General features: G+C 70.1%; 22 protein-coding genes and 1 tRNA gene. 15 read left to right on the top strand and 8 right to left on the bottom strand.

The window, feature by feature from the left end:
* The first annotated feature begins 14 nt into the window (after positions 1–14).
* The 9 genes from glp to L2Z93_RS03580 all read left to right on the top strand — a co-directional run bounded on the left by glp (position 15) and on the right by L2Z93_RS03580 (position 7,782).
* Positions 15–1,265, top strand: coding sequence for a molybdotransferase-like divisome protein Glp (glp, locus tag L2Z93_RS03540; RefSeq protein WP_090589159.1), 1,251 nt, complete (start codon positions 15–17; stop codon positions 1,263–1,265).
* Entirely contained in the window at positions 1,265–1,921 is a 657-nt protein-coding gene (locus L2Z93_RS03545) for a GNAT family N-acetyltransferase (protein WP_090589160.1), read from the top strand. Before glp ends, L2Z93_RS03545 begins: the two co-directional genes overlap by 1 nt.
* 319 nt (positions 1,922–2,240) lie before the next feature.
* Positions 2,241–3,272, top strand: a complete 1,032-nt coding sequence (sepX, locus tag L2Z93_RS03550) for a divisome protein SepX/GlpR (protein WP_090589161.1) — start codon at positions 2,241–2,243, stop codon at positions 3,270–3,272.
* A gap of 59 nt (positions 3,273–3,331) precedes the next feature.
* Positions 3,332–3,404 (top strand) — tRNA-Ala (locus L2Z93_RS03555).
* Positions 3,405–3,456: 52 nt separating this feature from the next.
* Positions 3,457–3,891: a hypothetical protein gene (locus L2Z93_RS03560; protein ID WP_234786149.1), complete on the top strand. Its 435-nt coding sequence runs from the start codon at positions 3,457–3,459 to the stop codon at positions 3,889–3,891.
* 183 nt (positions 3,892–4,074) lie between these two features.
* Entirely contained in the window at positions 4,075–5,043 is a 969-nt protein-coding gene (locus tag L2Z93_RS03565) for a hypothetical protein (RefSeq protein ID WP_090589162.1), read from the top strand.
* Positions 5,043–5,963 carry a hypothetical protein gene (locus L2Z93_RS03570; RefSeq protein ID WP_090589163.1) on the top strand — a complete coding sequence of 307 codons (921 nt, stop codon included), beginning with the start codon at positions 5,043–5,045 and terminating at the stop codon, positions 5,961–5,963. The genes L2Z93_RS03565 and L2Z93_RS03570 overlap by 1 nt, the downstream gene beginning before the upstream one ends.
* A gap of 12 nt (positions 5,964–5,975) precedes the next feature.
* Complete coding sequence (locus L2Z93_RS03575; protein WP_090589164.1) at positions 5,976–6,962, top strand: acetyltransferase Pat; 987 nt, start codon at positions 5,976–5,978, stop codon at positions 6,960–6,962.
* A gap of 1 nt (position 6,963) precedes the next feature.
* Positions 6,964–7,782, top strand: a complete 819-nt coding sequence (locus L2Z93_RS03580) for a shikimate 5-dehydrogenase (RefSeq protein ID WP_090589165.1) — start codon at positions 6,964–6,966, stop codon at positions 7,780–7,782.
* A gap of 4 nt (positions 7,783–7,786) precedes the next feature.
* On the opposite strand, the gene L2Z93_RS03585 is transcribed toward L2Z93_RS03580, so the two are convergent.
* Positions 7,787–8,443 (bottom strand): DUF5642 family protein, encoded by a 657-nt coding sequence (locus L2Z93_RS03585; RefSeq protein ID WP_090589166.1) that lies wholly within the window; start codon positions 8,441–8,443, stop codon positions 7,787–7,789.
* Positions 8,444–8,492: 49 nt separating this feature from the next.
* On the opposite strand from L2Z93_RS03585, the gene L2Z93_RS03590 reads away from it, so the two are divergent.
* Positions 8,493–9,173 carry an LpqN/LpqT family lipoprotein gene (locus L2Z93_RS03590; RefSeq protein ID WP_128111800.1) on the top strand — a complete coding sequence of 227 codons (681 nt, stop codon included), beginning with the start codon at positions 8,493–8,495 and terminating at the stop codon, positions 9,171–9,173.
* A gap of 185 nt (positions 9,174–9,358) precedes the next feature.
* On the opposite strand, the gene L2Z93_RS03595 is transcribed toward L2Z93_RS03590, so the two are convergent.
* On the bottom strand, positions 9,359–9,955 hold the full coding sequence (locus L2Z93_RS03595; protein WP_090589167.1) for an alpha-ketoglutarate-dependent dioxygenase AlkB family protein: 597 nt from the start codon (positions 9,953–9,955) through the stop codon (positions 9,359–9,361).
* 81 nt (positions 9,956–10,036) lie between these two features.
* On the opposite strand from L2Z93_RS03595, the gene arcA reads away from it, so the two are divergent.
* Complete coding sequence (arcA, locus tag L2Z93_RS03600) at positions 10,037–11,242, top strand: arginine deiminase (protein WP_162561925.1); 1,206 nt, start codon at positions 10,037–10,039, stop codon at positions 11,240–11,242.
* A 2-nt stretch (positions 11,243–11,244) separates the two neighbouring features.
* On the opposite strand, the gene L2Z93_RS03605 is transcribed toward arcA, so the two are convergent.
* Entirely contained in the window at positions 11,245–12,789 is a 1,545-nt protein-coding gene (locus L2Z93_RS03605) for a dolichyl-phosphate-mannose--protein mannosyltransferase (protein ID WP_090589169.1), read from the bottom strand.
* A 24-nt stretch (positions 12,790–12,813) separates the two neighbouring features.
* Here L2Z93_RS03605 and rsmI point away from each other — a divergent pair, with 24 nt between their 5' ends.
* Positions 12,814–13,650, top strand: a complete 837-nt coding sequence (gene rsmI, locus L2Z93_RS03610; RefSeq protein ID WP_090589170.1) for a 16S rRNA (cytidine(1402)-2'-O)-methyltransferase — start codon at positions 12,814–12,816, stop codon at positions 13,648–13,650.
* Here rsmI and L2Z93_RS03615 read toward each other — a convergent pair.
* The 5 genes from L2Z93_RS03615 to metG form a co-directional block, all read right to left on the bottom strand.
* A complete protein-coding gene (locus L2Z93_RS03615; protein WP_090589171.1) occupies positions 13,623–14,882 on the bottom strand; it encodes an aminodeoxychorismate synthase component I in 1,260 nt (419 codons plus the stop codon). The two genes, rsmI and L2Z93_RS03615, sit on opposite strands and share 28 nt — an antisense overlap.
* A 128-nt stretch (positions 14,883–15,010) precedes the next feature.
* On the bottom strand, positions 15,011–15,916 hold the full coding sequence (locus tag L2Z93_RS03620) for an RNA polymerase sigma-70 factor (protein WP_090589172.1): 906 nt from the start codon (positions 15,914–15,916) through the stop codon (positions 15,011–15,013).
* Positions 15,913–17,076 carry an NAD(P)/FAD-dependent oxidoreductase gene (locus L2Z93_RS03625; protein WP_234786150.1) on the bottom strand — a complete coding sequence of 388 codons (1,164 nt, stop codon included), beginning with the start codon at positions 17,074–17,076 and terminating at the stop codon, positions 15,913–15,915. Before L2Z93_RS03625 ends, L2Z93_RS03620 begins: the two co-directional genes overlap by 4 nt.
* A 204-nt stretch (positions 17,077–17,280) precedes the next feature.
* Positions 17,281–18,636: an NADP-specific glutamate dehydrogenase gene (gdhA, locus tag L2Z93_RS03630; protein WP_090589174.1), complete on the bottom strand. Its 1,356-nt coding sequence runs from the start codon at positions 18,634–18,636 to the stop codon at positions 17,281–17,283.
* Between the two features lie 15 nt (positions 18,637–18,651).
* Complete coding sequence (metG, locus tag L2Z93_RS03635; protein ID WP_090589175.1) at positions 18,652–20,196, bottom strand: methionine--tRNA ligase; 1,545 nt, start codon at positions 20,194–20,196, stop codon at positions 18,652–18,654.
* Between the two features lie 26 nt (positions 20,197–20,222).
* On the opposite strand from metG, the gene L2Z93_RS03640 reads away from it, so the two are divergent.
* The 3 genes from L2Z93_RS03640 (at position 20,223) to rsmA (ending at position 23,236) form a co-directional block, all read left to right on the top strand.
* The gene (locus tag L2Z93_RS03640) at positions 20,223–21,053 is read left to right on the top strand and encodes a TatD family hydrolase (protein ID WP_090589176.1); all 831 of its coding nucleotides are present in this window, start codon (positions 20,223–20,225) and stop codon (positions 21,051–21,053) included.
* A 150-nt stretch (positions 21,054–21,203) separates the two neighbouring features.
* Complete coding sequence (locus L2Z93_RS03645) at positions 21,204–22,331, top strand: resuscitation-promoting factor (RefSeq protein ID WP_234786151.1); 1,128 nt, start codon at positions 21,204–21,206, stop codon at positions 22,329–22,331.
* Entirely contained in the window at positions 22,295–23,236 is a 942-nt protein-coding gene (gene rsmA, locus L2Z93_RS03650) for a 16S rRNA (adenine(1518)-N(6)/adenine(1519)-N(6))-dimethyltransferase RsmA (RefSeq protein ID WP_234786157.1), read from the top strand. The genes L2Z93_RS03645 and rsmA overlap by 37 nt, the downstream gene beginning before the upstream one ends.

Below are 23,236 nucleotides of genomic sequence, written 5' to 3' on the forward strand. Positions count from 1 at the left end.
GAAAGGACCAATCAGTGCGTTCGGTGGAAGAACAGCTGGCTCGAGTGCAGGCCGCGGCGGTGGCGCCCCGGCCGGTGCGAGTGGCGATCGCCGAGGCACAGGGTCTGATGTGCGCCGAGGAGGTCGTCACCGAACGGCCGCTGCCCGGCTTCGACCAGGCCGCGATCGACGGCTACGCGGTGCGCAGCGTCGACGTGCTGTGGGCCGGTGACACCGCTTCGGAGTCCGGTGGCGCGGTGAGCCTGCCGGTCGTGGCCAGCATCTCCGCCGGTGCCCGTTCCCCGAGCCGTCTGCAGCCGCGCCAGGCCGTGCGCGTGCAGACCGGCGCGCCCATGCCCACCCTCGCCGACGCGGTGCTGCCGCTGCGCTGGACCGACGGCGGCGAGGCCCGCGTCCGGGTGCTGCGCGGCGTCCGGTCCGGCGCCTACGTGCGGCGCACCGGCGACGACGTGCAGCCCGGCGACGTCGCGGTGCGCGCCGGAACCATCATCGGCGCGGCCCAGGTCGGTCTGCTGGCCGCCGTCGGCCGCGACCGGGTGCTGGTGCACCCGCGGCCGCGGGTGTCGGTGCTGTGTGTCGGCGGGGAACTCGTCGACGTCAACCGCACCCCCGGCAACGGCCAGGTCTACGACGTCAACTCCTATGCTTTGGCCGCCGCGGCCCGTGACGCCGGCGCCGAGGTCAACCGCGTCGGGATCGTCGAGAACGACCCGGTCAAGATGCGCGAGGTGGTCGAGGGACAGCTGTCCCGGGCCGAGATCGTGGTGATCGCGGGCGCCGTCGGCGGCGCGGCGGCCGAATCGGTCCGGGAGGCGCTGAGCGAACTCGGCGAGATGGAGGTGTCCCGGATCGCCATGCACCCGGGCTCGGTCCAGGGCTTCGGGCAGCTCGGCCGCGACGGCGTGCCGACCTTCCTGCTGCCGGCCAACCCGGTCAGCGCGCTGGTGGTGTTCGAGGTGATGGTGCGGCCGCTGATCCGGCTGTCGCTGGGCAAGCGGCAGCCCGCGCGCCGCGTCGTGCAGGCCCGGGCGCTCGCGCCGATCACCTCGATGCCCGGCCGCACCGGCTACCTGCGCGGGCAGTTGATGCGCGATTCCGACACCGGCGAGTACCTGGTGCAGGCGCTCGGCGGGGCGCCGGGCGCGTCGTCGCACCTGCTTGCCACCCTCGCCGAGGCCAACTGCCTCGTCGTGGTCCCCGCCGCGGTGGAAGAGGTTCGCACCGGCGAGGTCGTCGACGTCGCCTTCCTGGCGCAGCGCGGCTAGTGCCGCTCTGGCGTCCCCGATCGGGCAGGCATCCGGGCTGGCCGACGCCCGTCGGGCCGCTGCGAGTCGACGCCGGGGTCATTGAACTGCGGCCGCCGCGGCTGCGTGACGGCTCGGCGTGGAGCCGGATCCGCACCGAGGACCAGGCCATCCTGGAGCGCTGGGAACCCAGCGCCGAGGTGGACTGGCGCACCCGGCACGCCACCTCGGTCTGGCCGGGACTGCTGTCCGGCCTGCGGGCCGAAGCCCGCGCGGGCCGGATGCTGCCCTACGTCATCGAGCTCGACGGGTCGTTCTGCGGGCAGCTGACCATCGGCAACGTCACCCACGGCGCGCTGCGCTCGGCCTGGATCGGGTACTGGGTGCACAGCGCGGTGACCGGAGGTGGGGTCGCGACCGGGGCGCTGGCACTCGGCCTGGACCACAGCTTCTCCGCCGTCGGGATGCACCGGATGGAGGCCACGGTGCGGGCGGAGAACGCGGCGAGCCGACGGGTGCTGGCCAAGACCGGGTTCCGCGAGGAGGGCCTGCTGCGGCGATACCTGCACGTCGACGGCGATTGGCGCGACCATTTGCTGGTCGGGCTGACGGTGGAGGACATCGGGGGATCGGTGGTTTCCCGGCTGATCCGCGAAGGCCGCGCCTCCTGGTCCTAGTCGCAGCGGGCTGGTCCCATCAGCGCTGGTCCTGACGCGTTGACGTGCCCGGCAGCCCCGCGAGCGCCACTTTTGGCACGAGCGCCAGTTTTGGCACGGTCCTCCCTGGGCTTTTGTGTGCAGAAGGTGGCGCTCGTGCCAAAAGTGGCGCTCGCCGGAGCCGGATGCACGACGACCTGTGACTAGTGATGCTGGCGTGACACGTGTGGTTTATGGTTCTTGTAATTGCCGAATTACAGGTATGTAATTGACCTCGGCGCGTCGCCCCTGGTTGAGGGGATCTCCGGCCTAGCCTGAGGACCGAAAGGAGCAGGCCACCATGCCAAGCATCCCCCAGTCATTGCTCTGGATCTCACTCGTGGTGCTCTGGCTGTTCGTGCTGGTGCCCATGCTCATCAACAAACGCGACAATGTGCGCCGCACCAGCGATGTCGCGCTGTCTACCCGCGTGCTCAACGTGAAGGCCTCCCGGCTGCTGCGCAGTCGGCGCGGGCCGGCCCACGGACACCGCCACGATCCGCACTGGCAGCCCGAAGCCGAGGAGTACGACGACTGGGACGAGGAGGCCACCGGCCCGGTGGTCGTCACCGCCAAGGCGTCGCAGTCGGTCGCCGTCATGAACGCCGAGACCGTCATCGCCGAGCCGGACTACCTGGACGTCGACATCGTCGACCCCGATTCCGGCGCGCTGCCGGTCGGCAAGGTCGCCGCCGCCGACACCGACGCCTTCGAGGTGGTGGAAGAGGTGGTCGTGGAGGAGATCGTCGTCGAAACCGCACCCGAAGAGCCGGTCGCCGCGCACGACGAGCACGACGAAATGACCGACGACGAGTACGAGTACGTCGAGGACAGCGCCGGCGTCGAGCCCGAGGAGGCGCCGAGCCGGCAGGACCGCGGGGCCCCGGTCAGCCGCGGCCGCGGGTACGCGACCAAGACCGCCGCGCGGGTCAGCGCGCGCAAGTACCGCTTCCGCTCCCGGGCGCTGCTGACCATGTGCGCGCTGCTGGCGCTGTCGGCGACCGCCGCCGTGGTGTTGGCCCCGGAGTTCTGGTACGCCTGCGCCGGAATCGCCGCGCTGGCGCTGATCTACCTGAGCTACCTGCGCCGGCAGACCCGGATCGAGGAGCAATTGCGCCGGCGCCGGATGGCCCGGGTGGCCCGCTCGCGGCTCGGCGTGGAGAACACCTACGACCGGGAGATGGAGGTCGTTCCGACTCGGCTGCGCCAGCCCGGCGCGGCGGTGCTCGAGATCGACGACGAGGACCCCATTTTCGAGCACCTCGACGAGGTGGCCTTCGCCCGGGCCGGCGCGCCCGGCGGCTATGACCTGCCGCGCGCCGCGGGGCAGTGAGCAGCGGGTTTCCGGTTGAATCGCGGCGGCTGGTAGCCTGCTAGCGTTCGACAGCACGCGGGGCTATGGCGCAGTTGGTAGCGCGACTCGTTCGCATCGAGTAGGTCAGGGGTTCGATTCCCCTTAGCTCCACAATAAGAAAACCCCCTGTTCGCAGGGGGTTTTCTCGTGGCATCATGGGATTGTGCGACGGTTTTGGCGCGGCGTTCTGCCGGCGCTCATCGTGTCGGTCGGTGTGCTCACCGGCCCGGTCGCGCAGGCTGAGGTCACGGTCGACCTCGTTTACCGCGTCACATTGCAGACGCCGGGTGCGCCGCAGCAGGCCGAGATCTCCTATCGGGTCGGCGACAATCCCAACGGCGGCGATCTGTGGGCCACCGACGTCGTCACCGTGACACCGTTTGTGCCGTGGGAGCATGCCGTCACGATCCACACGCGGTGGGCGTCGGCATATCCGATGGTGAGCGTGTTCAGCGACCCCGGCGGGCAGTGCTGCGGCGAGATCCTGCGGGACGCGAACGTCGTCGGTTCCGGCTCGGGATTCGTGCTGCCGCCATGGGCTCCGACGGACGCACCGCCCGGCACACCCGTCATGCTGGCCCGCGCCACCGTGTCCTAAACGGGCCGCTCCCGCAATCATTCCGGACACCGCGCGCCGGACGCTCACCCGTCGTACGATGAGCCCGTCGCGCCCGCCCAAACCGGGTGCTGTGCTGACCGATGTGCGGGAAGAGGGTTGATGCGAGTACGAGTCGGGATCGGAAAACGGTCCAAACGGTCCGTTCTAGCAGTATCGGCGGCGGTGTTGCTGACCGCGGGAACGCTGGCCGGTTGCGACTCGTCATCGGAGGCCCCGTCCTCCGACTCCGCGGACCTGCCCTCGCACGCCTTCCAGGGCGTGTACCGGATGAAGGCCGACGGCTCCAAGCTCACCGACCTCGGCCAGCCGAGCCCCAGCGAAGATTGGGAGCGCACCTACGCCTCGGTCACCGACTGCGATGGCGATGTCTGCGTGGCCAAGGGTGTCCGGGTTGATGACAGCGACCCGTCCAAGGTCTTCGTCGACGAGGACGGCGAGAAGGCCGTCGCCTCCACCATGGACTACGTCGACGGCGCCTGGCAACTGGTGGAGCAGGCCGAATGGACCTGCTCGGACGGCAGCATCGGCACCCAGACGGTGGAATGGCGACTCGACTCCACCGACGACGGCCAGCTGATGAACGGCACCCGCACCGACGTGCGGGTCGCCAGCCCGGACTGCATCGTGGTGATGGAGCAGCCCTTCACCATGGAGCGCATCGGTGACGTCGACCCCGCGCTGGAGGTCGACGAGCCCGCCGAGGAACCGCCGTTCGAGCGCACCGGCCCCGCCGGACTCACCGGCGCCTACATGCGAACCGCGACGGTGGCGGACGGCAAGGACGGCGAAGCCGACCGGTCGGAAGTCAACTTCCGCAGCTTCTGCGTCCGCAACACCGATAAATGCATCGCGCTCAAGACCTTCCAGGTCGACGGCAAGACCTGGACCATCCCGCTGAGCTTCAGCAAGGGCCGGTGGTCGGTGGTCTACGGCGTGCCGCAGATGAACTGCCCCGGCAGCGATATGACGGCCGAGCAGTTCGTGCACGAGCAGTACAGCTTGCCCGACGACGCCGGCAATCCGATCAAATCGTTGAGCGGCTCGGAGGTGGCCACGCTGAGCGGCGCCTGCGCCGGAACGTCCCGGGATTTCCAACTGACGCTGGAACGCACGGAAGGCTCTGATCGCTGATGGCATCGGCAAAGATGATCGGACGGATCTCGGCCGCAGCGCTGCTGACGGCTTCCGTGCTGGCGGGATGCTCTTCCAAGCCCGCCGAGGACGCCGAGACGAAGGAGGCGACCTCCTTCGCGGGCACCTACAAGTTCGAACTGGGCGCCGTGGACGCGGTCGACGCCGGCAAGGACTCATTGGGCGACGACGCCGCCTCGGCGGACCTGGTGGTCAAGTCGGAATGCGATGAGGACGAGTGCGTGGCGAGCGCGGTCTTCGTCGAGCCGCTGGCCGAAATGGCTTCCAACTCCTTCACCCTTGACTACATCGACGACAAATGGGTTGCCGTCGGCATCCACCCGGCGACCTGCGGAGAGCAGCAGGCTGAGGAGTTCAAGGTCCTTCAGCTGACTCCGGGAGAAGACGGCCAGTTCAACGGCAGCTACACGTCGTTGACGGATTCCGATTGCAACGTCCAGCGGATGGTCCGGGTCACCCGGGTGGGCGACGCCGACGAGTCGGTGACGGTGCCCGATCCGTTCGCCATGCCCGACCGGGTGCGCAACCGCGCCGCCGGCTTCACCGGTGATTACCAGTTCGAGCTGACGAATCAGGCTGACCAGAAACAGGTTTCGCTGGATCGCAAGGTCGCGACGTACTGCGTGCGGACCGGGGATCGCTGCGTCACCGTGATGACGGGTCAGGACCGCTTGCTCACCTGGACGTTCGAAGAGGGCCAGTGGAACTACACCGACAACGGCCCGGCCAAGTGCGCGGATGGTCGGGAAACCACCGTCGCCGACAGTTCCTCGCTGGCATTGCCGGAGGAAGCGCCGACCCCGATCACCGACATGGTCGGCATCCGCACCATGGTCAATGCGGCGCCGTGCCCGTCGACCACCGACTACAGCGTCAACGCCAAGCGCACCGGCGACTGAGCCGCGCCGCCCGTGGTGGAAACGGTTGACCGGCGCGTCGAAGCGCTCGCTCGACTGGATATCTTCGGACAGTGCGACGCGCAGGAGTTGCGGCCGCTCGCCGAGCGGCTGCAACCCCTGCGCGCTCGTTCGGGCGAAGTGCTTATGCGCCAAGGGAATCCGGCCGACCAGTTTCTGATCGTCTTCGCCGGATCGGTGGAAATCCATCGGCGGAGCTCCGACGGGGAAGAGTTCCGGATCGAGGCGGACTCCGGCCGCGTCGTCGGTGAGATCGCGCTGCTGCGTTCCGCCAAGCGGTCGGCGACCGTCACGGTCACCCACGACCTGACCGGCTGGATCGGCGACGGTGACGCGTTCGATGTCCTGATCGAACTGCCCGGCGTTCTGGACCAACTGATCCGGACTGCGCGGCAACGACTGGCCGGCTTCATCACTCCCGTCGCGCTGCAACTGAAAGACGGCGGGCACCTGCTGCTGCGGCCGTCGCTGCCCGGTGACCCGGCCAGCATCGAGAACAGCCACATCACCTTCTCCGACGAGACGCTGTACCGCCGCTTCCAGGGCGCCCGCCGGCCCACCCCGCAGTTGCTGCGCTACCTGTACGAAGTGGACTACGTCGACCATTTCGTGTGGGTGGTGGTGACCACCGACGGCGAACCGGTGGCCGACGCCCGGTTCGTCCGAGACGAAGACAACCCCAAACGCGCCGAGATCGCCTTCATCGTCGCCGACGACTACCAGGGCAAGGGCATCGGCACCTTCCTGATGGGCGCGCTGTGGGCCGCGGCGAGGGTCGCCGGAGTCGAGGTCTTCCACGCCCGGGTGCTGGCCCACAACAGTCCGATGCGGGCGATCCTCAACCACTTCGGCGCGCAGTGGCGCCGTGACGATCTGGGTGTGGTGGTCACCGAAATCGAAGTGCCGGAAGCCGATCCGTTCGACGCGGAACTCACCGAGCGGATCGAGGAAATGGCCCGACGGGTGCTGGAGGCATTCTGAGATGAGACCTGAGCTGAACAAGGACACCACGCTGTGCATCTCGCTGGCCGCGCGGCCCAGCAATATCGGCACCCGGTTCCACAACTTCCTCTACGACCGCCTCGGACTGGACTTCGTCTACAAGGCGTTCACCACCACCGACATCGCCGCCGCCATCGGCGGGGTCCGGGCGCTGGGCATCCGCGGCTGCTCGGTGTCGATGCCGTTCAAGGCCGATCTGCTGGAACTGGCCGACGTGGTCGAACCCTCGGCGACGGTCATCGGCGCGGTGAACACCGTCGTCAACGACGGGGGAGTGCTGACCGCGTCGAACACCGACTACCTGGCCGTCGAGCAACTCATCGCCTCGAATGGGTTGGACCCGTCGCGATCACTGCTGATCGCCGGCAGCGGCGGGATGGCGTCCGCGGTGGCGACGGCGTTTCGCGACAACGGATTTCAGGACGGAACCGTGGTCGCCCGCAACGCCCAGTCCGGGCCCGAGCTGGCCGAGCGGCTGGGCTACCACTGGCGACACCATCTCGGCGGCGCGTGCGCGTCGATCCTGGTCAATGTCACGCCGATCGGCATGGCGGGCGCACCTGAAGCCGACGACCTGCCCTTCGGCCCGGAGGCCATCGAGGCCGCCGACACGATCTTCGACGTTGTCGCCATGCCGGCGGAGACCCCGCTGATCCGGGCCGCGCGCGCCGCCGGCAAGCAGGTCATCACCGGATCCGAGGTGATCGCCCTGCAGGCCGCCGAGCAGTTCGAGCGCTACACCGGCGTGCGCCCCAGCCCGGAGCTGATCGCGGAAGCCTCCGCGTACTCCCGCGCCTGAGCTCTCAGCCGCGAATGTCGGCGACGCCGTCGGTCAGCAGCTTCTCGGCGAGCTCGGTGTTCACCGGGACCGTCGGCTTATCGGCCTCCACCACGGGGTCGGCGGTCACCATCACCCGGTAGTTCCCGAACTGGGCCACGTAGCTGTAAAGGTGCCCGGTCTGTTCTTTGCCGCCGACGTTGGCCTGCATCACCCGGTGCACGCCGGAGGTGGTGGCTTCCTTGATCTCCGGCGCCGGGACGACCTCGATGGTGCCGCGCATGGTGGAACCGGCGAAGCTCACCTTCTGGCATTCCTCGCCCGGCTCGGCCAGCGGCAACGGCTCGGAGGTCTCCATCGCGATGACGATGAACCGGTTGCCCTCGCCGACGGCCTGCACCGCGGTCATATTGCCGCGCAGGTCCTCGGGGAGCTCCTGACCGCCGGCGAGCTTGGAGCATTCCGCGGGGTCGAAGGTCACCCCCTCGGGCAGCTTCTGCTCCTGCCGCAGCCGCTCCGGGTCGATACCGGTGATCGGGACAACCTCGACCGTGTAACCCTCGGGGAACGACGACTTCAGCTCGGCGAGCTTGGAGATGTCGGCGTTGGTCTCGGTCGACGTGGCGCAGCCGGCCAGCAGGCCGATCAGCGCCGGGAGCATGAGAATCTTGGTGGTCCGCATCGCCGGTCAATCTACCGGCCCCGGCTCCACCGGCAGTAATGTCGTGCCCATGCAGACACTGACCAGGACCGCCGCCGCGCTGGCTGCGACCGCCCTGCTGATCGGATCCGCCGCCTGCTCCAAGCAGGTTTCCGGGGATCCGGCCGAGACCACCGCCGCCGCGACCACCAGCGCGGAGTCCACCGAGACCACCGAACCCGCGCCCAGCACACCGACGGCGACCGGCGCGGCGTCGCTGGCCGCCTACGCCGAGGCCAATAAGTTGACCGCCACCTCGGTTGCCCACGGCGACCCCGGTCCGACGGTCACGCTGCCGAAGGTCGAGGGATGGGACCTGGTCTATGACCGCCCGGACGCGCCGTTCGGCGCGCTGGTGCTGCAGCAGCCCGTCAACCCGGACAAGCCGGCTGTGCTGTCGATGCGGATGACGAAGCTGAGCGGCGGGGAGGTCAACCGGGACGAGGTGTTCGCGTCCAGCGCCAACGAGATCAAGAACCTGCCCGGTGTGCAGGACTCCTCGGTCACCAGCGCCCGGCTGAGCGGCTTCGTCGCCGACCGGATCGCCGCGCTGACCACCGACGGCGGCCTGGCCGCCCAGGAAACCGTGCTGATCCCGTCCGGTGCGGACTCATATGTGCTGCAGATCCATGTCACCGGCCATCAGGAGGACGCCGCCGCGTTGACGACGCTGACCGGAGCGGTGGATTCCGACACGGTGATCACCCCGTAGGCGTACCCAACCGATCGCTCGCCGGGCCCACGGTCCGCGACCGCTCGGCTGTGTACAGCGCCCCGTGTACCTGACCGAGCGCTCGCCGGGCTCCACGGACGCGAGAGCTCGGCTGTGTACAGCACCGGGCGTACGTAGGCGAGCGCTCGCGCACCTATCGAATGCGACCGCTCGGCTGCGTACAGTCAGCGCACTCCACGGGGGCGGAACTGAATGCTGATCCGCGGGCCGACCGGGCGCGCGGTCTTGGGAATCGCGTGTTCCCAGGTGCGCTGGCAGCTGCCACCCATCACCAACAGATCGCCGTGGCCGTGCCGGATCCGCTGTGACGGCCCACCGCCGCGGGGACGCAGCGCGAACGTCCGGGTCGCGCCGAGCGACACGATGGCCACCATGGTGTCCTCGCTGCGGCCGCGGCCGATGGTGTCGCCGTGCCAGGCCACGCTGTCCTCGCCGTCGCGGTACAGGCACAGCCCGGCGCTGGTGAACGGCTCACCGAGCTCGCCGGCGTAGACATCGTTGAGCTGCCGGCGCAGCTGTTTGAGCACCGGGTGCGGCACATCCCCGGCGCTCAGATCGTGGAAGCTGTGCAGCCGGGGGACATCGAGAGTCCGGTCGTACATCTGCCGTCGTTCGGCCCGCCACGGCACGGCGGCCAATAGCTCGTCGAAGAGCTGCGGGTCGGCGTCGAACCAGCCCATCCGCAGCTCGATCCAGGCGCCGTCGCTCAGAATCCGGCGGTCGCCGGACTCGAACAACCCTTCCTGGACCGCGACCGCCACCCGGTCATGATATCGCACAGACGTTCGATGGCACCGCATCCTCCTGCGCGCCGCCGGCTCGACGCGGATACCGTGGCAGCCATGGAATTGGGCGCCGACACCGAAGTGGGGACCCTGCGCGGAGTGATTCTGCACCGCCCGGGCCCGGAACTGCTGCGCCTGACACCCCGCAACAGCGACCGGTTGCTCTTCGACGGTCTGCCGTGGGTGGCCCGGGCGCAACAGGAGCACGACGCGTTCGCCGAATTGCTGCGCGGCCGCGGCGTCGAGGTGCTGCTGCTGGCCGACCTGCTGACCGAGGCACTGGCCAGCGGCGCGGCCCGGATGCACGGCATCGCCGCGGCGGTCGACGCCCGACTGCTGGGAGCGCCGTTGGCGCAGGAACTCTCGGCCTACCTGCGGACGCTGGAACCCGACGAGCTGGCCGGGGTGCTGATCGCCGGGATGACCTTCACCGAGCTGCCCATCGACCGCAGCGGATCCCTGGTGGTGCGTATGCACCACGGCGGCGACTTCGTCATCGACCCGCTGCCCAACCTGCTGTTCACCCGCGACTCGTCGGTCTGGGTGGGCCCGCGGGTGGCCATCACCTCGCTGGCGATGCCGGCCCGGTCGCGGGAAACCTCGCTGACCGACCTGATCTACGCCCACCACCCGCGGTTCCTCGGCGTGCGGCGGGCCTACGAGTCACGCTCGGCGCCGGTGGAAGGCGGCGACGTGCTGCTGCTGAGCCCCGGGGTGCTGGCCGTCGGCGTCGGTGAGCGGACCACCCCGGCGGGCGCGGAAGCCTTGGCGCGCAGCCTGTTCGACGACGACCTCGCGCACACCGTGCTGGCGGTGCCGATCGCCCAGGAACGCGCCCAGATGCACCTGGACACCGTCTGCACCATGGTCGACGTGGACGCGGTGGTGATGTACCCCAATATCGTCGACTCGCTGTCGGCGTACACCATGCGGCGCACCGAGGATGGGCTGCGCATCGACGAGGCCCGCCCGTTCGTGGAGGCCGCCGCCGACGCGATGGGCATCGAGAAGCTGCGGGTCATCGACACCCGGCTGTCCGACGACACCCACGGCGTGGCCGCCGAACGCGAGCAGTGGGACGACGGCAACAACACCCTGGCGCTGGCGCCCGGCGTGGTGGTCGGCTATGAGCGCAACGCCCAGACCAACGGCCGGCTGGCCGACGCCGGCATCGAGGTGCTGGCCATCGAGGCCTCCGAACTGGGCACCGGCCGCGGTGGGCCGCGCTGCATGTCCTGCCCGATCGCTCGCGACAGCCTGTAGCGCTACTGCCAGGACGGCAGCCAGATCTGCATGTTCCAGGTGTGCTGAGAGATGGGCAGGCCGGTCAGCGCCGGGAACAACCAGGCGAAGTTGGTGATCACCGCCGCGATGTAGATCGACACCACCAGCATCCCGAGCGTTCGTCGTTCCTTGCCGATCCCGCGTTGACACAGGATGTCGGTGCAGATCAGCGCGATCATCATGACCAGGAACGGCGCCATCGGCGCGGCGTAGAAGAAGTACATCTGCCGGCCGATGTCGGCGAACCACGGCAGCCAGCCCGCGCAGTAGCCGACCAGCGCCGCCGCGTAGCGCCAGTCCCGGCGCACGAATGCCCGCCACACGGCGTAGGCCAGCACCGGGATCGCCACGAACCACAGCGCCGGGGTGCCCACCAGCATCACCGCCCGCACACAGGACTGCGCGCCGCAGCCGGGCACGTCGTTCTGGTCGATCGCATACAGCACCGGGCGCAGCGACATCGGCCACGCCCACGGCTTGGACTCCCACGGATGGTGATTGCCGGCCGCGTTCGTCAGGCCGGCGTGGAAGCTGTACGCCTTGTAGGTGTAGTACCAGAGCGAACGGATCGCGTCCGGCGGCTGGTACCAGAGCCGCTCGCCGATGGTCTGGCCCACCTGGTGCCGGTTGATCGCCGTCTCGGAGGCGAACCACGGCGCGTAGCTGGCCAGGTACACCGCGAACGGGATGAACAGCATCACGTAACCGGTAGGCCCCAGATCACGGCGCAGGGTCCCGACCCACGGCCGCGGCGCCCGGTACTGGCGGCGGGCGGCGACGTCGAAGGCCAGCGTCATCAGCGTGAACGCGGCGATGAAGTACAGCCCGGACCACTTGGTGGCGAACGCCAGGCCCAGCAGCACCCCGGCGCCGAAGCGCCACCACCGGATGCCCAGCCGCGGCCCCCACGGCGTCTCGTCGATCCGGCCCTCGAGCAGCGCGTTGTGCATCCGCTCGCGGACCTGATCCCGGTCGACCAGCAGCGCGCTGAACGCCGCGACGACGAAGAACGTCAGGAACCCGTCGAGCAGCGCGGTGCGGGCGGTGACGAAGCTGACGCCGTCGCAGATCAGCAGGATGCCCGCGATCGCGCCGGCCATGGTGGAACGCGTCATCCGGCGCACCGTGCGCGCGACGACCACCACCAGCGCCACACCCAGCACGGCGCCGGTGAACCGCCAGCCCAGCGAGCTGTACCCGAACATCCACTCGCCGACGCCGATCAGTTGCTTGCCCAGCGGCGGGTGCACCACCAGCCCGTAGCCCGGATTGTCCTCGACGCCGGAGTTGTGCAGCATCTGCCAGGCCTGCGGCGCGTAATGCTTCTCGTCGAAGATCGGGGTGCCCGCGTCGGTGGGGGAGCGCAGATTGACGAATCGGCTGATGGCGGCCAGCGAGCCGATCACCACCGACATCAACAGGCCGGCCATCCGGTCCACCGGGCCGAAGTCGGCCACCGGGACCAGTGGTGCGGGGCTGATCATGGGTGCGGCGCGCTCCGGCATCACGGAACTGGGAGCGGTCATCGCCTCGATCGTAGGCTGTCGGTCATGACGGGTGGCGCACTGTTACTGGCCGCGACGCCGCTGGGCCGGCCCGAGGACGCCTCGGCGCGGCTGCGCGCGGCGCTCGCCGACGCCGACGTCGTCGCGGCCGAGGACACCCGGCGGGTCCGCACCCTGGCCACGGCGCTGGGCGTGCAGATCGGCGGCCGGGTGCTCAGCCTGTTCGACCAGAACGAGGCGGGCCGGATCCCGTCGCTCATCGCGGAACTGGAAGCCGGCGCGACGGTGCTGGTGGTCAGCGACGCCGGGATGCCGCTCATCAGCGATCCCGGCTACCGGCTGGTGGGCGCGGCGGTGGCGGCCGGACTGTCGGTGACGTGCCTGCCCGGTCCGTCGGCGGTGACGACGGCGCTGGCCGTCTCCGGGCTGCCGGCCGACCGGTTCTGCTTCGAGGGCTTCGCGCCGCGCCGCGATGGGGCCCGACGCGGCTGGCTGGCCGGATTCGCCGCCGAGCCGCGCACGGTGATCTTCTTCGAGTCCCCGCGCCGGCTGCCCGGCTGCCTGCGCGACGCCGTCGAGGTGCTCGGCGGTGACCGCCGGGCGGTGGTGTGCCGCGAACTCACCAAGACCCACGAGGAGATCCGCCGCGGGACCCTGAGCGAGCTGGCCGACTGGGCCGAGGACGGGGTGCTCGGCGAGATCACCGTGGTGCTGTCTGGCGCGACGCCGAAGGCCGACGTCGGCGACCTGGTCGAGCTGGTGCTGGAGCTGACCGACGACGGGATGGGCGTCAAGGACGCCTGCGCGCAGGTGATCGCCGAGCACCCGGGGGCGCCGTCGCGCCGGGAGTTGTATCAAGCGGTGCTGCAGGCGCGGGACTGACCCGCCAGGCCGATGGTGGCCGCGGCCTTGTGCAGGCATTCCTGCCACTCGTCGTCGGGATCGGAGTCCGCGGTGATGCCGCCACCCACGCCGAGCACCGCGCCGCCGTCGGCGTCGAACTCCACCGTCCGGATCGCCACATTGAGCTCCGTTCCGGCCAGTGGTGAGGCGAAACCGACAGTCCCGCAATAGATCCCGCGCCGGTGCGGCTCCCAGGACGGCAGCAGCTCGCGGGCCCGCAGCTTCGGGGTCCCGGTCACCGAGGCGGGCGGGAAGCAGGCGTCGAGCACCTCGGGCATGTCGACGCCGGGCTTGAGCCGCGCGGCCACCGTGGACACCAGGTGCCACACCCCGGGCGCCGGGCGCACCGCGAGCAACTCCGGCACGGTCACCGAGCCGACGGCCGCGACGCGGCTCAGGTCATTGCGGACCAGGTCGACGATCATCACGTTCTCCGCGACGTCTTTGACCGAACTCCGTAGCGCGGCCGGGTTCGCCGTGGCGGGCAGCGTGCCCTTGATCGGGCTGGAGGTCAGCCGGTCGCCGTGGCGGGCCAGGAAAAGCTCGGGGGACAGCGAGGCGACCGCGCCCCACGGTCCGGCCAGGTACGCCGCGCGCGCCGGGGCGGTGGCGGCGACGGCGTCGGCGAAGAACTCCAGCGACGATCCGCTCAGCCGCCCGGTGAATCGGGTGCACACGCAGGCCTGGTACACCTCGCCGGCCGCGATCGCCTCCAGACAGTCCCGCACCGCGGCCAGGTGCTGCCCGCGGTCCGGCGCGCGCCAGTCGATGTGCCAGCCGGCGTCGGCCGCCTCACCGGTCGTCTCGTCGGCCAGCGCGGAGACCAGCCACCCGGGCATCGGCTCATCCCGCAGGCTCTCGTAACTCCAGGCGCCGTCGGCGTCGCGGCGCAGCAGGTGATCGGTCCAGCCGCCGGCGGCCACCGGGATCCGGGGCCCGGACCCGTCGCCGCTCGGGTCGGGGTAGGACAGATAGCCCAGCCAACCGCCGCCCACCACCGGCCCACGGCTGCGGCGTTCCACTCCGGGGGAGAACACCGCGCCCGGATCACACGGCGCGGTCGTCAGGCTCGGGGCGATCAGCGCCGTCGACCCCAGCCAGTCCCCGGTCAGCGCGGCCGGCGGAGCAAGGCCCCGGCGGGCAGTCGCGGCGGCGACGGCGCGCAGCACATCGGCGGCTGCCCCCAGGTCGCCGAGCCGGTCCACGCGCATCGGCTCAGCTTGTCACGCAGCCGGTGGTCACGGCGTGTTGGGCGGTCGCAGGCCGAGCGCCAGACCGGCGTGGTCGACCCACGCGGCGATATAGGCCCGCGCCTCGACGTCGCCGGGCGGATACCCGATCAGCGTCCGATTGGTCGGGGCACCAGCACGCTGGCCAGCTTCTCCGGGTTGCGCATCGCGTAGAAGTTCGTGATCAGCCCGTCGGTGACCTCGACGCTGACCACCCCCTCCAGCTGGTCGCCGCTGTAGAGCACGAACGCCGGGGCGCCGTTGTACATCGCCGACTCGACCCGGCCCTCCGGCCCGCCGAGGCGAACCAAGCCGATGATGAGCCGGGCCACCCGCTCGGCCCCGGACACCGGCCGCCGCGCCGCGCTGGCCTTGCCGTCGCTGTCGGCGGTCCACACCACCTCCGGCGCCAGCATCCCCATCAATCCGTCGAGGTCACCGGTCGCGGCCGCGGTGAAGAAGCTGATGGTCAACTGCTCGGAGGTTTCGGCGTCCACGGGTTCGTAGCGGCGCCGACGGGCGTGCACGTGCGCCCGCGCCCGGTGCGCCAACTGCCGCACCGCGGCCGCGGATTTCCCTATCGCAGAAGCGATTTCGGCGTGCGGGAAGCCGAAAACGTCGTGCAGCACGAACACCGCGCGCTCATCCGGCGACAGGGTCTCCAGCACCACCATCATCGCCATCGACACCGACTCGGCCAGGATGATGTCCTCCGCGGCGTCCACCGCGGTCTGCTCCACCAGCAGCGGCTCGGGCAGCCACGGCCCGACGTACTCCTCGCGGCGGCGGCCGGCGGCCCGCAGCGCGTTGAGCGATTGCCGGGTCACCAGCGACGCCAGGTAGGACTTGGTGTCGCGGATCTCGTCAGTCGACACCTCCGCCCAGCGCAGATAGCTGTCCTGCAGCACGTCGTCGGCCTCGGTCGCCGAGCCGAGGATCTCGTAGGCGATGGTGAACAGCAGCGGCCGCAGCCGGGTGAATTCCCCGGCTGCGGCCTCGCGGGAGTCCGAGCTCACAGCGCGCCCGCGCTGGCCAGCTCGCGGTTGGCCCGCACCTCGTGATCACCCTTGAGCCACATGTAGCTGCCCGGCTTGCGGGCCTCCCGGCGCAGGAACCACAGCGTGCCCTTGCAGACCAGTTCCTTGATCGCCGCGCCGGGCCGCCCGCCCACCGACACCCGCCGCGGGCTGTCGTCGGGGTGCGACAGTTGCACCACTCCGGCCCGCCGGCCCAGGCTCACACACTGGCCGGTGAACGCCTGGTCCAGGTCGGCGGGAACGGTCCCGTCCAGCCGGGCCAGCACGGTCGCGGCGGCCTGGGCGGCCAGCGGCATCGCGGCTTGGCAGCTCATCCGCAGCGGCGCGGCCGACGGCGCGACGGCGTCCCCGGCGCCGACGATCCGGTCACTGTCGCAGCTGGTCAGCGTCTCGTCGGTGAGCAACCGGCCCAGCTCGTCGCAGGCCAGCCCGCTGTCGGCGGCGAGCTGCGGCACCGTGAAACCGGCGGTCCACACCGTCATCGCGGCGGGCACGTCGTCGCCGACGGCCAGCTGCACCGCATGCGGTCCGACCGCGGCCACGGTGGCCTCCTCGATGACCCGCACGCCCAGCTTCAGCAGCCGGCTGCGCACGTCGGCGCGGGCGCCGCCACCCAGCGACGGGGCCAGCGCGGCGCCGATCAGGGTCACCGGGTGGCCCGCCTCGGCCAGTTCGGCGGCGGTCTCGATGCCGGTCAGACCGGCGCCGACGACGACGATCGGGTCCATCTCGGTCAGCGTCTGCAACCGCGACCGCAGCCGTCGGGCATCCTCGTACTCGGCCAGGGTGTAGGCGAACACGTCGGCGCCGGGGACCGTCGGCTTGGCCGCGGCGCTGCCCACGGCGTACACCAGGTAGTCGTAGTGCAACGCGCTTCCCGAGGCCAGCAGCACCCGAGTGGTGTCGGCGTCGATCCGCTCCGCGGTGTCGACCACCAGCTCGACCGACGGGTGCAGCAACTCGTCGTATCCGGCGACGGCGTCGTCGTTGCCGGCGACCAGCTGGTGCAGCCGGATCCGCTCGACGAACTCCGCGCGCGGGTTGACCAGCGTGACGGCCACCCCGGGGTGGGCCTGCAGCCGGTTGGCGGCCAGCACGCCGGCGTAGCCACCGCCGATGACGACGATCGAGGTGTTCATCTCTGCTCCTTGGGTTGGGTTGCTCATGCCCTCAAGACACCGCCGCGCCCGCGGATGTGACAGCCCAGAGACGATTGTGGCCCAGATCACAGACAAAAGCCCGCCCGCCCCGAGACGGGACGGACGGGCTTTCGGCGAAAGAATCAGACGGTCCTATGCGTCTGACCTCTGCCTCGTGCGCTCGTTCCTCGCTTACTCGTTGAGTCAGACGATGCCCAGCGCGGACATGGCGTCGGCGACCCGGATGAAGCCGGCGATATTCGCCCCGGCGACGTAATTGCCGGGCTGGCCGTACTCCTCGGCGGTCTCCACGCAGCGGTCGTGGATGCGGCCCATGATCTCGGCGAGACGCTCCTCGGTCTCCTCGAAGGTCCAGGAGTCCCGCGAGGCGTTCTGCTGCATCTCCAGCGCGGAGGTCGCCACACCGCCGGCGTTGGCGGCCTTGCCCGGGGCGAACATCACGCCGGCCTCGGCGAACAGCTTCACCGCCTCCGGGGTGCACGGCATATTCGCGCCCTCGGCGACGACCTTGCAGCCGGAGTTGATCAGCGCCGCGGCCTGGGCGCCGGAGAGTTCGTTCTGGGTGGCGCACGGCACCGCGATATCGCAGCCGAGCTCCCACACGCTGCGGTCCGGCACGTAGGTCGCCCCGCCGGCGCGCAGCTCGACGTACTCACCGATCCGGGCCCGGCGGACCTCCTTGACCTCGCGCAGCACCTCCACGTCGACGCCCTTCTCGTCGACGATGTAGCCGCCGGAGTCCGAGCAGCCGATCACCGTGCCGCCGAGCTGGTGGATCTTCTCGATGGCGTAGATCGCGACGTTGCCCGAACCGGACACCACCACCTGCTTGCCCTCGAAGGAGTCCTTCTTGGAGCGCAGCATCTCGTCGATGAAGAACACCGTGCCGTAGCCGGTGGCCTCGGTGCGGACCTGCGAGCCGCCCCAGGTCAGACCCTTGCCGGTGAACACGCCGGACTCGTAGCGGTTGGTGATCCGCTTGTACTGGCCGAACATGTAGCCGATCTCGCGGGTCCCGACGCCGATGTCGCCGGCCGGCACGTCGGTGTACTCGCCCAGGTGGCGGTACAGCTCGGTCATGAACGACTGGCAGAACCGCATCACCTCGCCGTCGGAGCGGCCCTTGGGGTCGAAGTCCGACCCGCCCTTGCCGCCGCCGATCGGCAGGCCGGTCAGCGAGTTCTTGAAGATCTGCTCGAAGCCCAGGAACTTCACGATGCCCAGGTACACCGACGGGTGGAATCGCAGCCCGCCCTTGTACGGCCCGAGCGCGGAGTTGAACTCCACCCGGAACCCGCGGTTGATCTGCACGACGCCGTCGTCGTCGACCCACGGCACGCGGAAGATGATCTGGCGTTCGGGCTCGCAGAGGCGGCGGATGATCGCGCTGTCGACGTACTCGGGGTGCTTGACGACGACGGGGCCGAGGGTGTCGAGCACCTCGTGCACCGCCTGGTGGAACTCGGTTTCACCGGCGTTGCGGTGCATCACCTCGTCGAAAAGGACCTCGAGCTTGTCGTGCAGTTTGATTTCAGCCATACCTATTCATTTCCGTCAGTCGGTCTGATGCCGGGGGAACACCCCGACGGGTTCGGGCAGGGTCGTTCCGGGGACCAGCCGCGTGCCCAGCGCGGCGAAGTCACGTTTGGTGTCATCCTGGCCGAGCAGGTCGAGCAGCTTGTCGGCGGATGTCGGCATCACCGGGGAGGTCAGCAGCGCCGCGATCCGCACCACCTCCATGGTGGTGTAGAGCACCGTCCGGAACCGTTGCTGATCGCCCGCGTCGTCGGACTTGCGCAGCACCCACGGCTCCTGCGCGGTGAAATACCGGTTGGCCGAGCCGAGCATCGCCCAGATCGCCTCCAGGCCCAGGTGCATGGCGGGCTCGTCGAAGTGCCGCCGCACCTTCTCCAGCAGGCCGTCGGCCTCGGCCAGCAGCGCGGCGTCCTCGGCGCTGAACTCGGCCGGTTCGGGCACCACGCCGCCGAGGTTCTTGGCGACCATGGACAGGCTGCGCTGCGCGAGATTGCCGAATTCGTTGGCCAGGTCGGCGTTGATCCGCCCCGTGATGGCGTCCTCGGAGTAGGAGCCGTCCTGGCCGAACGGCACCTCGCGCAGCAGGAAATAACGCACCTGGTCCACCCCGAACGCGTCGACCAGCGCGTCGGGGCTGACCACGTTGCCCACCGACTTGCTCATCTTCTCGCCGGAGTTGAGCAGGAAGCCGTGCGCGAAAACCCTGCGCGGCAACGCGATTCCCGCCGACATCAAAAACGCCGGCCAGTACACGGTGTGGAACCGGATGATGTCCTTGCCGATCATGTGCAGATCGGCTGGCCAATATCGCTCGAAGAGTTCGGATTTCGTGTTCGGGTAGTCCACGCCGGTCAGGTAGTTCGTCAGCGCGTCGACCCACACGTACATCACATGATCGGGGTCCCCGGGCACCGGCACGCCCCAGTCGAACGACGAGCGGGAGATCGAAAAATCCTTCAGCCCGCCGGAGACGAAGCTGACCACCTCGTTGCGGCGCACATCCGGGCCGATGAACTCCGGGTGCTCGGCGTAGTGCGCCAGCAGCCGGTCGGTGTAGGCCGAGAGCCGGAAGAAGTAGGTCTGCTCCTCGGTCCAGGTGACCTCAGCGCCGGAGCTGGTCGCGACCCGGACCCCGTCGCGCAGCTCGGTCTCGGACTCGGCGAAGTAGGCCTCGTCGCGCACCGAGTACCAGCCGGCGTAGGCGTCCAGATAGATGTCGCCGGCGTCGGCCATCTGCTGCCACAGCGCCTGGGAGGCGACCTTGTGGTCGGCGTCGGTGGTGCGGATGAAGCGGTCGAAGCTGATGCCCAGCTTGCGCTGCAGCGACTCGAAGACATCGGAGTTGCGCCGGGCAAGCTCCGCGGTCGGGACGCCTTCGGCGGCCGCCGTCTGCGCCATCTTCAGCCCGTGCTCGTCGGTGCCGGTCAGGTAGCGCACGTCGAACCCGTCGAGGCGCTTGAACCGGGCGATGGCGTCGGTGGCGATGTACTCGTAGGCGTGCCCGATGTGCGGCGCGCCGTTGGGGTAGGTGATCGCCGTGGTGATGTAGAAGGGTTCGGTCATCTCGCCGATCAGCTTATGGTGTCAATATGTGCTCCGATCGGCCACCTCCTCCGGCGCCGGAGCCGTTGACCCCCCTGATTGACGCACATACTCACCTGGACGCCTGCGGGTGCGCCGACGCCGACGACGTCGCGGCGGTGCTGGACCGGGCTCAGGCTGTCGGGGTGCAGGCCGTCGTCACCATCGCCGACGACCTGGAGGCCGCCCGGTGGGCGGCGGCCGCCGCCGATTGGGACGACCGGGTCTACGCGGCCGTCGCGCTGCACCCCACCCGCGCCGGCGCGCTGGACGACGCGGCCCGCGCCGAGATCACCGAGCTCGCCGCCCGCGATCGGGTGGTGGCCATCGGCGAGACCGGGATGGACCTGTACTGGCCGGGCCGGTTGGAGGGTTGCGCGGACCCGGCCACCCAGGCCGAGGCGTTCGCCTGGCACATCGATCTGGCCAAGCGGACCGGCAAACCGCTGATGATCCACAACCGCGACGCCGACGACGCCGTGCTCGAGGTGCTCGCCGCCGAGGGCGCCCCGGAGCGGGTGATCTTCCACTGCTTCTCGTCGGGGCCGGAGATGGCGCGCCGCTGCGTCGATCAGGGCTGGTATCTGAGCCTGTCCGGCACCGTCAGCTTCCGAAACGCGCATGAGTTGCGGGAGGCGGCCGGATTGATCCCGCGGGAGCTCTTGCTGGTGGAAACCGATGCGCCGTTCCTCACACCGCACCCTTTTCGTGGCGCACGCAACGAATCGTATTGCCTGCCATACACCGTCCGCGCCCTCGCTGAACTGCTGAATCGTCCCGCGGAGGAGCTGGCGCGGGATTCGTCAGCAAACGCCCGCCGGGTGTACAATCTTTCCTAAGAGCAGTTATGGCGCCACGGCTTGCCGTGCGCGCAGGGTGTGAGCTTGGTCTGGCAGGGTTGCCCCGCCCCAGCGCCCTTCGTTACCGTCTTGTTATCAACGGCCGTCTGGCATGCCGCCGGCCGCGAAGAAAAGCTGAGGTAGTCCCGCGTGAACGTCGTCCACAAATTGCACCACTCCCGCTCCGGGCAGCTGCGCGCCCTCGTCGGCGCGATGCTGGTTGCCCTGACCGTCGCAGGCGGCTACGCCGTCGCCTCGCAGAAGACCGTCACGCTGACCGTGGACGGCGCGTCCACCACCGTCAAGACCATGAAGTCCCGCGTCATCGACGTGGTCAAGGAGAACGGCTTCGACGTCGCCGAGCGCGACGACCTCTTCCCGGCCGCCGAGGACGCCGTCGGCAACGACACCACCATCGAACTGCGCCGCAGCCGCCCGCTGGAGATCTCCCTCGACGGCGAAGGCGCCCAGCAGGTGTGGACCACCGCGTCCACCGTCGACGAGGCGCTGACCCAGCTGCAGATGACCGACACCGCCCCGGTGGCCGCCAACCGGTCCGCCCGGCTGCCGCTCGGCGGCATGGCGCTGCCTGTGGTGAGCGCCAAGAAGGTCGTCCTGAACGACGGCGGCGCCGTGCGCACCGTGAAGCTGGCCGCCGCGAACGTCGCCGGCCTGCTGGCCGCCGCCGGTGTCCCGCTGGAGCAGAACGACCGCGTCGAACCCGCCGCCGCCACCCCGGTCGCCGAGGGCATGCAGGTCGAGGTCACCCGGATCCGGATGGAGAAGGTCACCGCGCGCGAGCCGCTGACGCCGAACGCGCAGCGCATCGAGGACGTCACGCTGAACATGAGCCGCAAGGTCGTCGAGGACCCGGGCACCCCGGGCCTGCAGGACGTGACCTACGCGGTGGCCACCGTCAACGGCCGCGAGACCGGTCGGCTGCCCGTCGCCAACGTGGTGATCACCCCGGCCCGCGACTCGGTGCTGCGCGTCGGCGCCAAGCCGGGCACCGAGGTGCCGCCGGTGACCAACGGCGGCACCTGGGACGCGTTGGCGCAGTGCGAAGCCGGCGGGAACTGGTCGATCAACACCGGCAACGGCTTCTACGGCGGCGTGCAGTTCGACTACGGCACCTGGCTGGCCCACGGCGGCGCCAAGTACGCCCCGCGCGCCGACCTGGCCACCCGCGAGGAGCAGATCGCCATCGCTTCGAAGACTCAGGCCGTGCAGGGCTGGGGCGCCTGGCCGACCTGCAGCTCGCGGATCGGCGCCCGCTGACCATCCGACTGCTGGGCCCTGCCGACATCCGGGAGCTGGCCGACGAGCTGGGCGTTCGGCCCCGCAAATCCTGGGGCCAGAACTTCGTCCACGACGCCAACACGGTGCGCAGGATCGTGGCCGCCGCCGGCGTCACCGCCGACGACACCGTCATCGAGGTCGGCCCCGGGCTGGGCTCGCTGACCCTGGCGCTGCTGGAAACCGGCGCCTCGGTGCTGGCCGTCGAGGTGGACCCGGTGCTCGCCGGGCGGCTGCCGCAGACCCTGGCCGAACGCTCCAGCGGGGAGTCGGCGACGCTGACGGTCCTCAACCGCGACGTGCTCACCCTGGGCCCCGGGGACCTGCCGGAACCCAACGGCCCGCTCGTCGAACCCACCGCGCTGGTGGCGAACTTGCCCTACAACATCGCCGTGCCGGCCCTGCTGACCGTGCTGGCCGGCTTCCCGACCGTGCAGCGGGCGCTGGTCATGGTCCAACTCGAGGTCGCCGAGCGGCTGGCCGCCGAACCCGGCGGCAAGGACTACGGCGTCCCCAGCGTCAAGGCCCGGTTCTACGGCGACGTCAGCCGGGCCGGAACCGTCGGGCCGTCGGTGTTCTGGCCCGTCCCGCGGGTCGACTCCGGGCTGGTGCGCATCGACCGCGACCCGTCGCCGCGCTGGCCGACCGACCCGGCGTTCCGGGAGAAGACCTTCGCGCTGATCGACGCCGCGTTCGCCCAGCGCCGCAAGACGGTGCGCAACACGCTGTCGCGGTGGGCCGGTTCGGGCGAGGCCGCCGAACAGCTGCTGCGCGCCGCCGGCATCGACCCGTCCGCCCGCGCCGAGACGCTGTCCATCGACGACTTCACCCGATTGGCCGCGCTGCCCCTCGCGCCGTCGACGGCTCCCGCCGACGAGGCCGGATAG

The sequence above is a fragment of the Mycolicibacterium brumae genome (assembly GCF_025215495.1).
In the GTDB taxonomy this organism is placed as follows: domain Bacteria; phylum Actinomycetota; class Actinomycetes; order Mycobacteriales; family Mycobacteriaceae; genus Mycobacterium; species Mycobacterium brumae.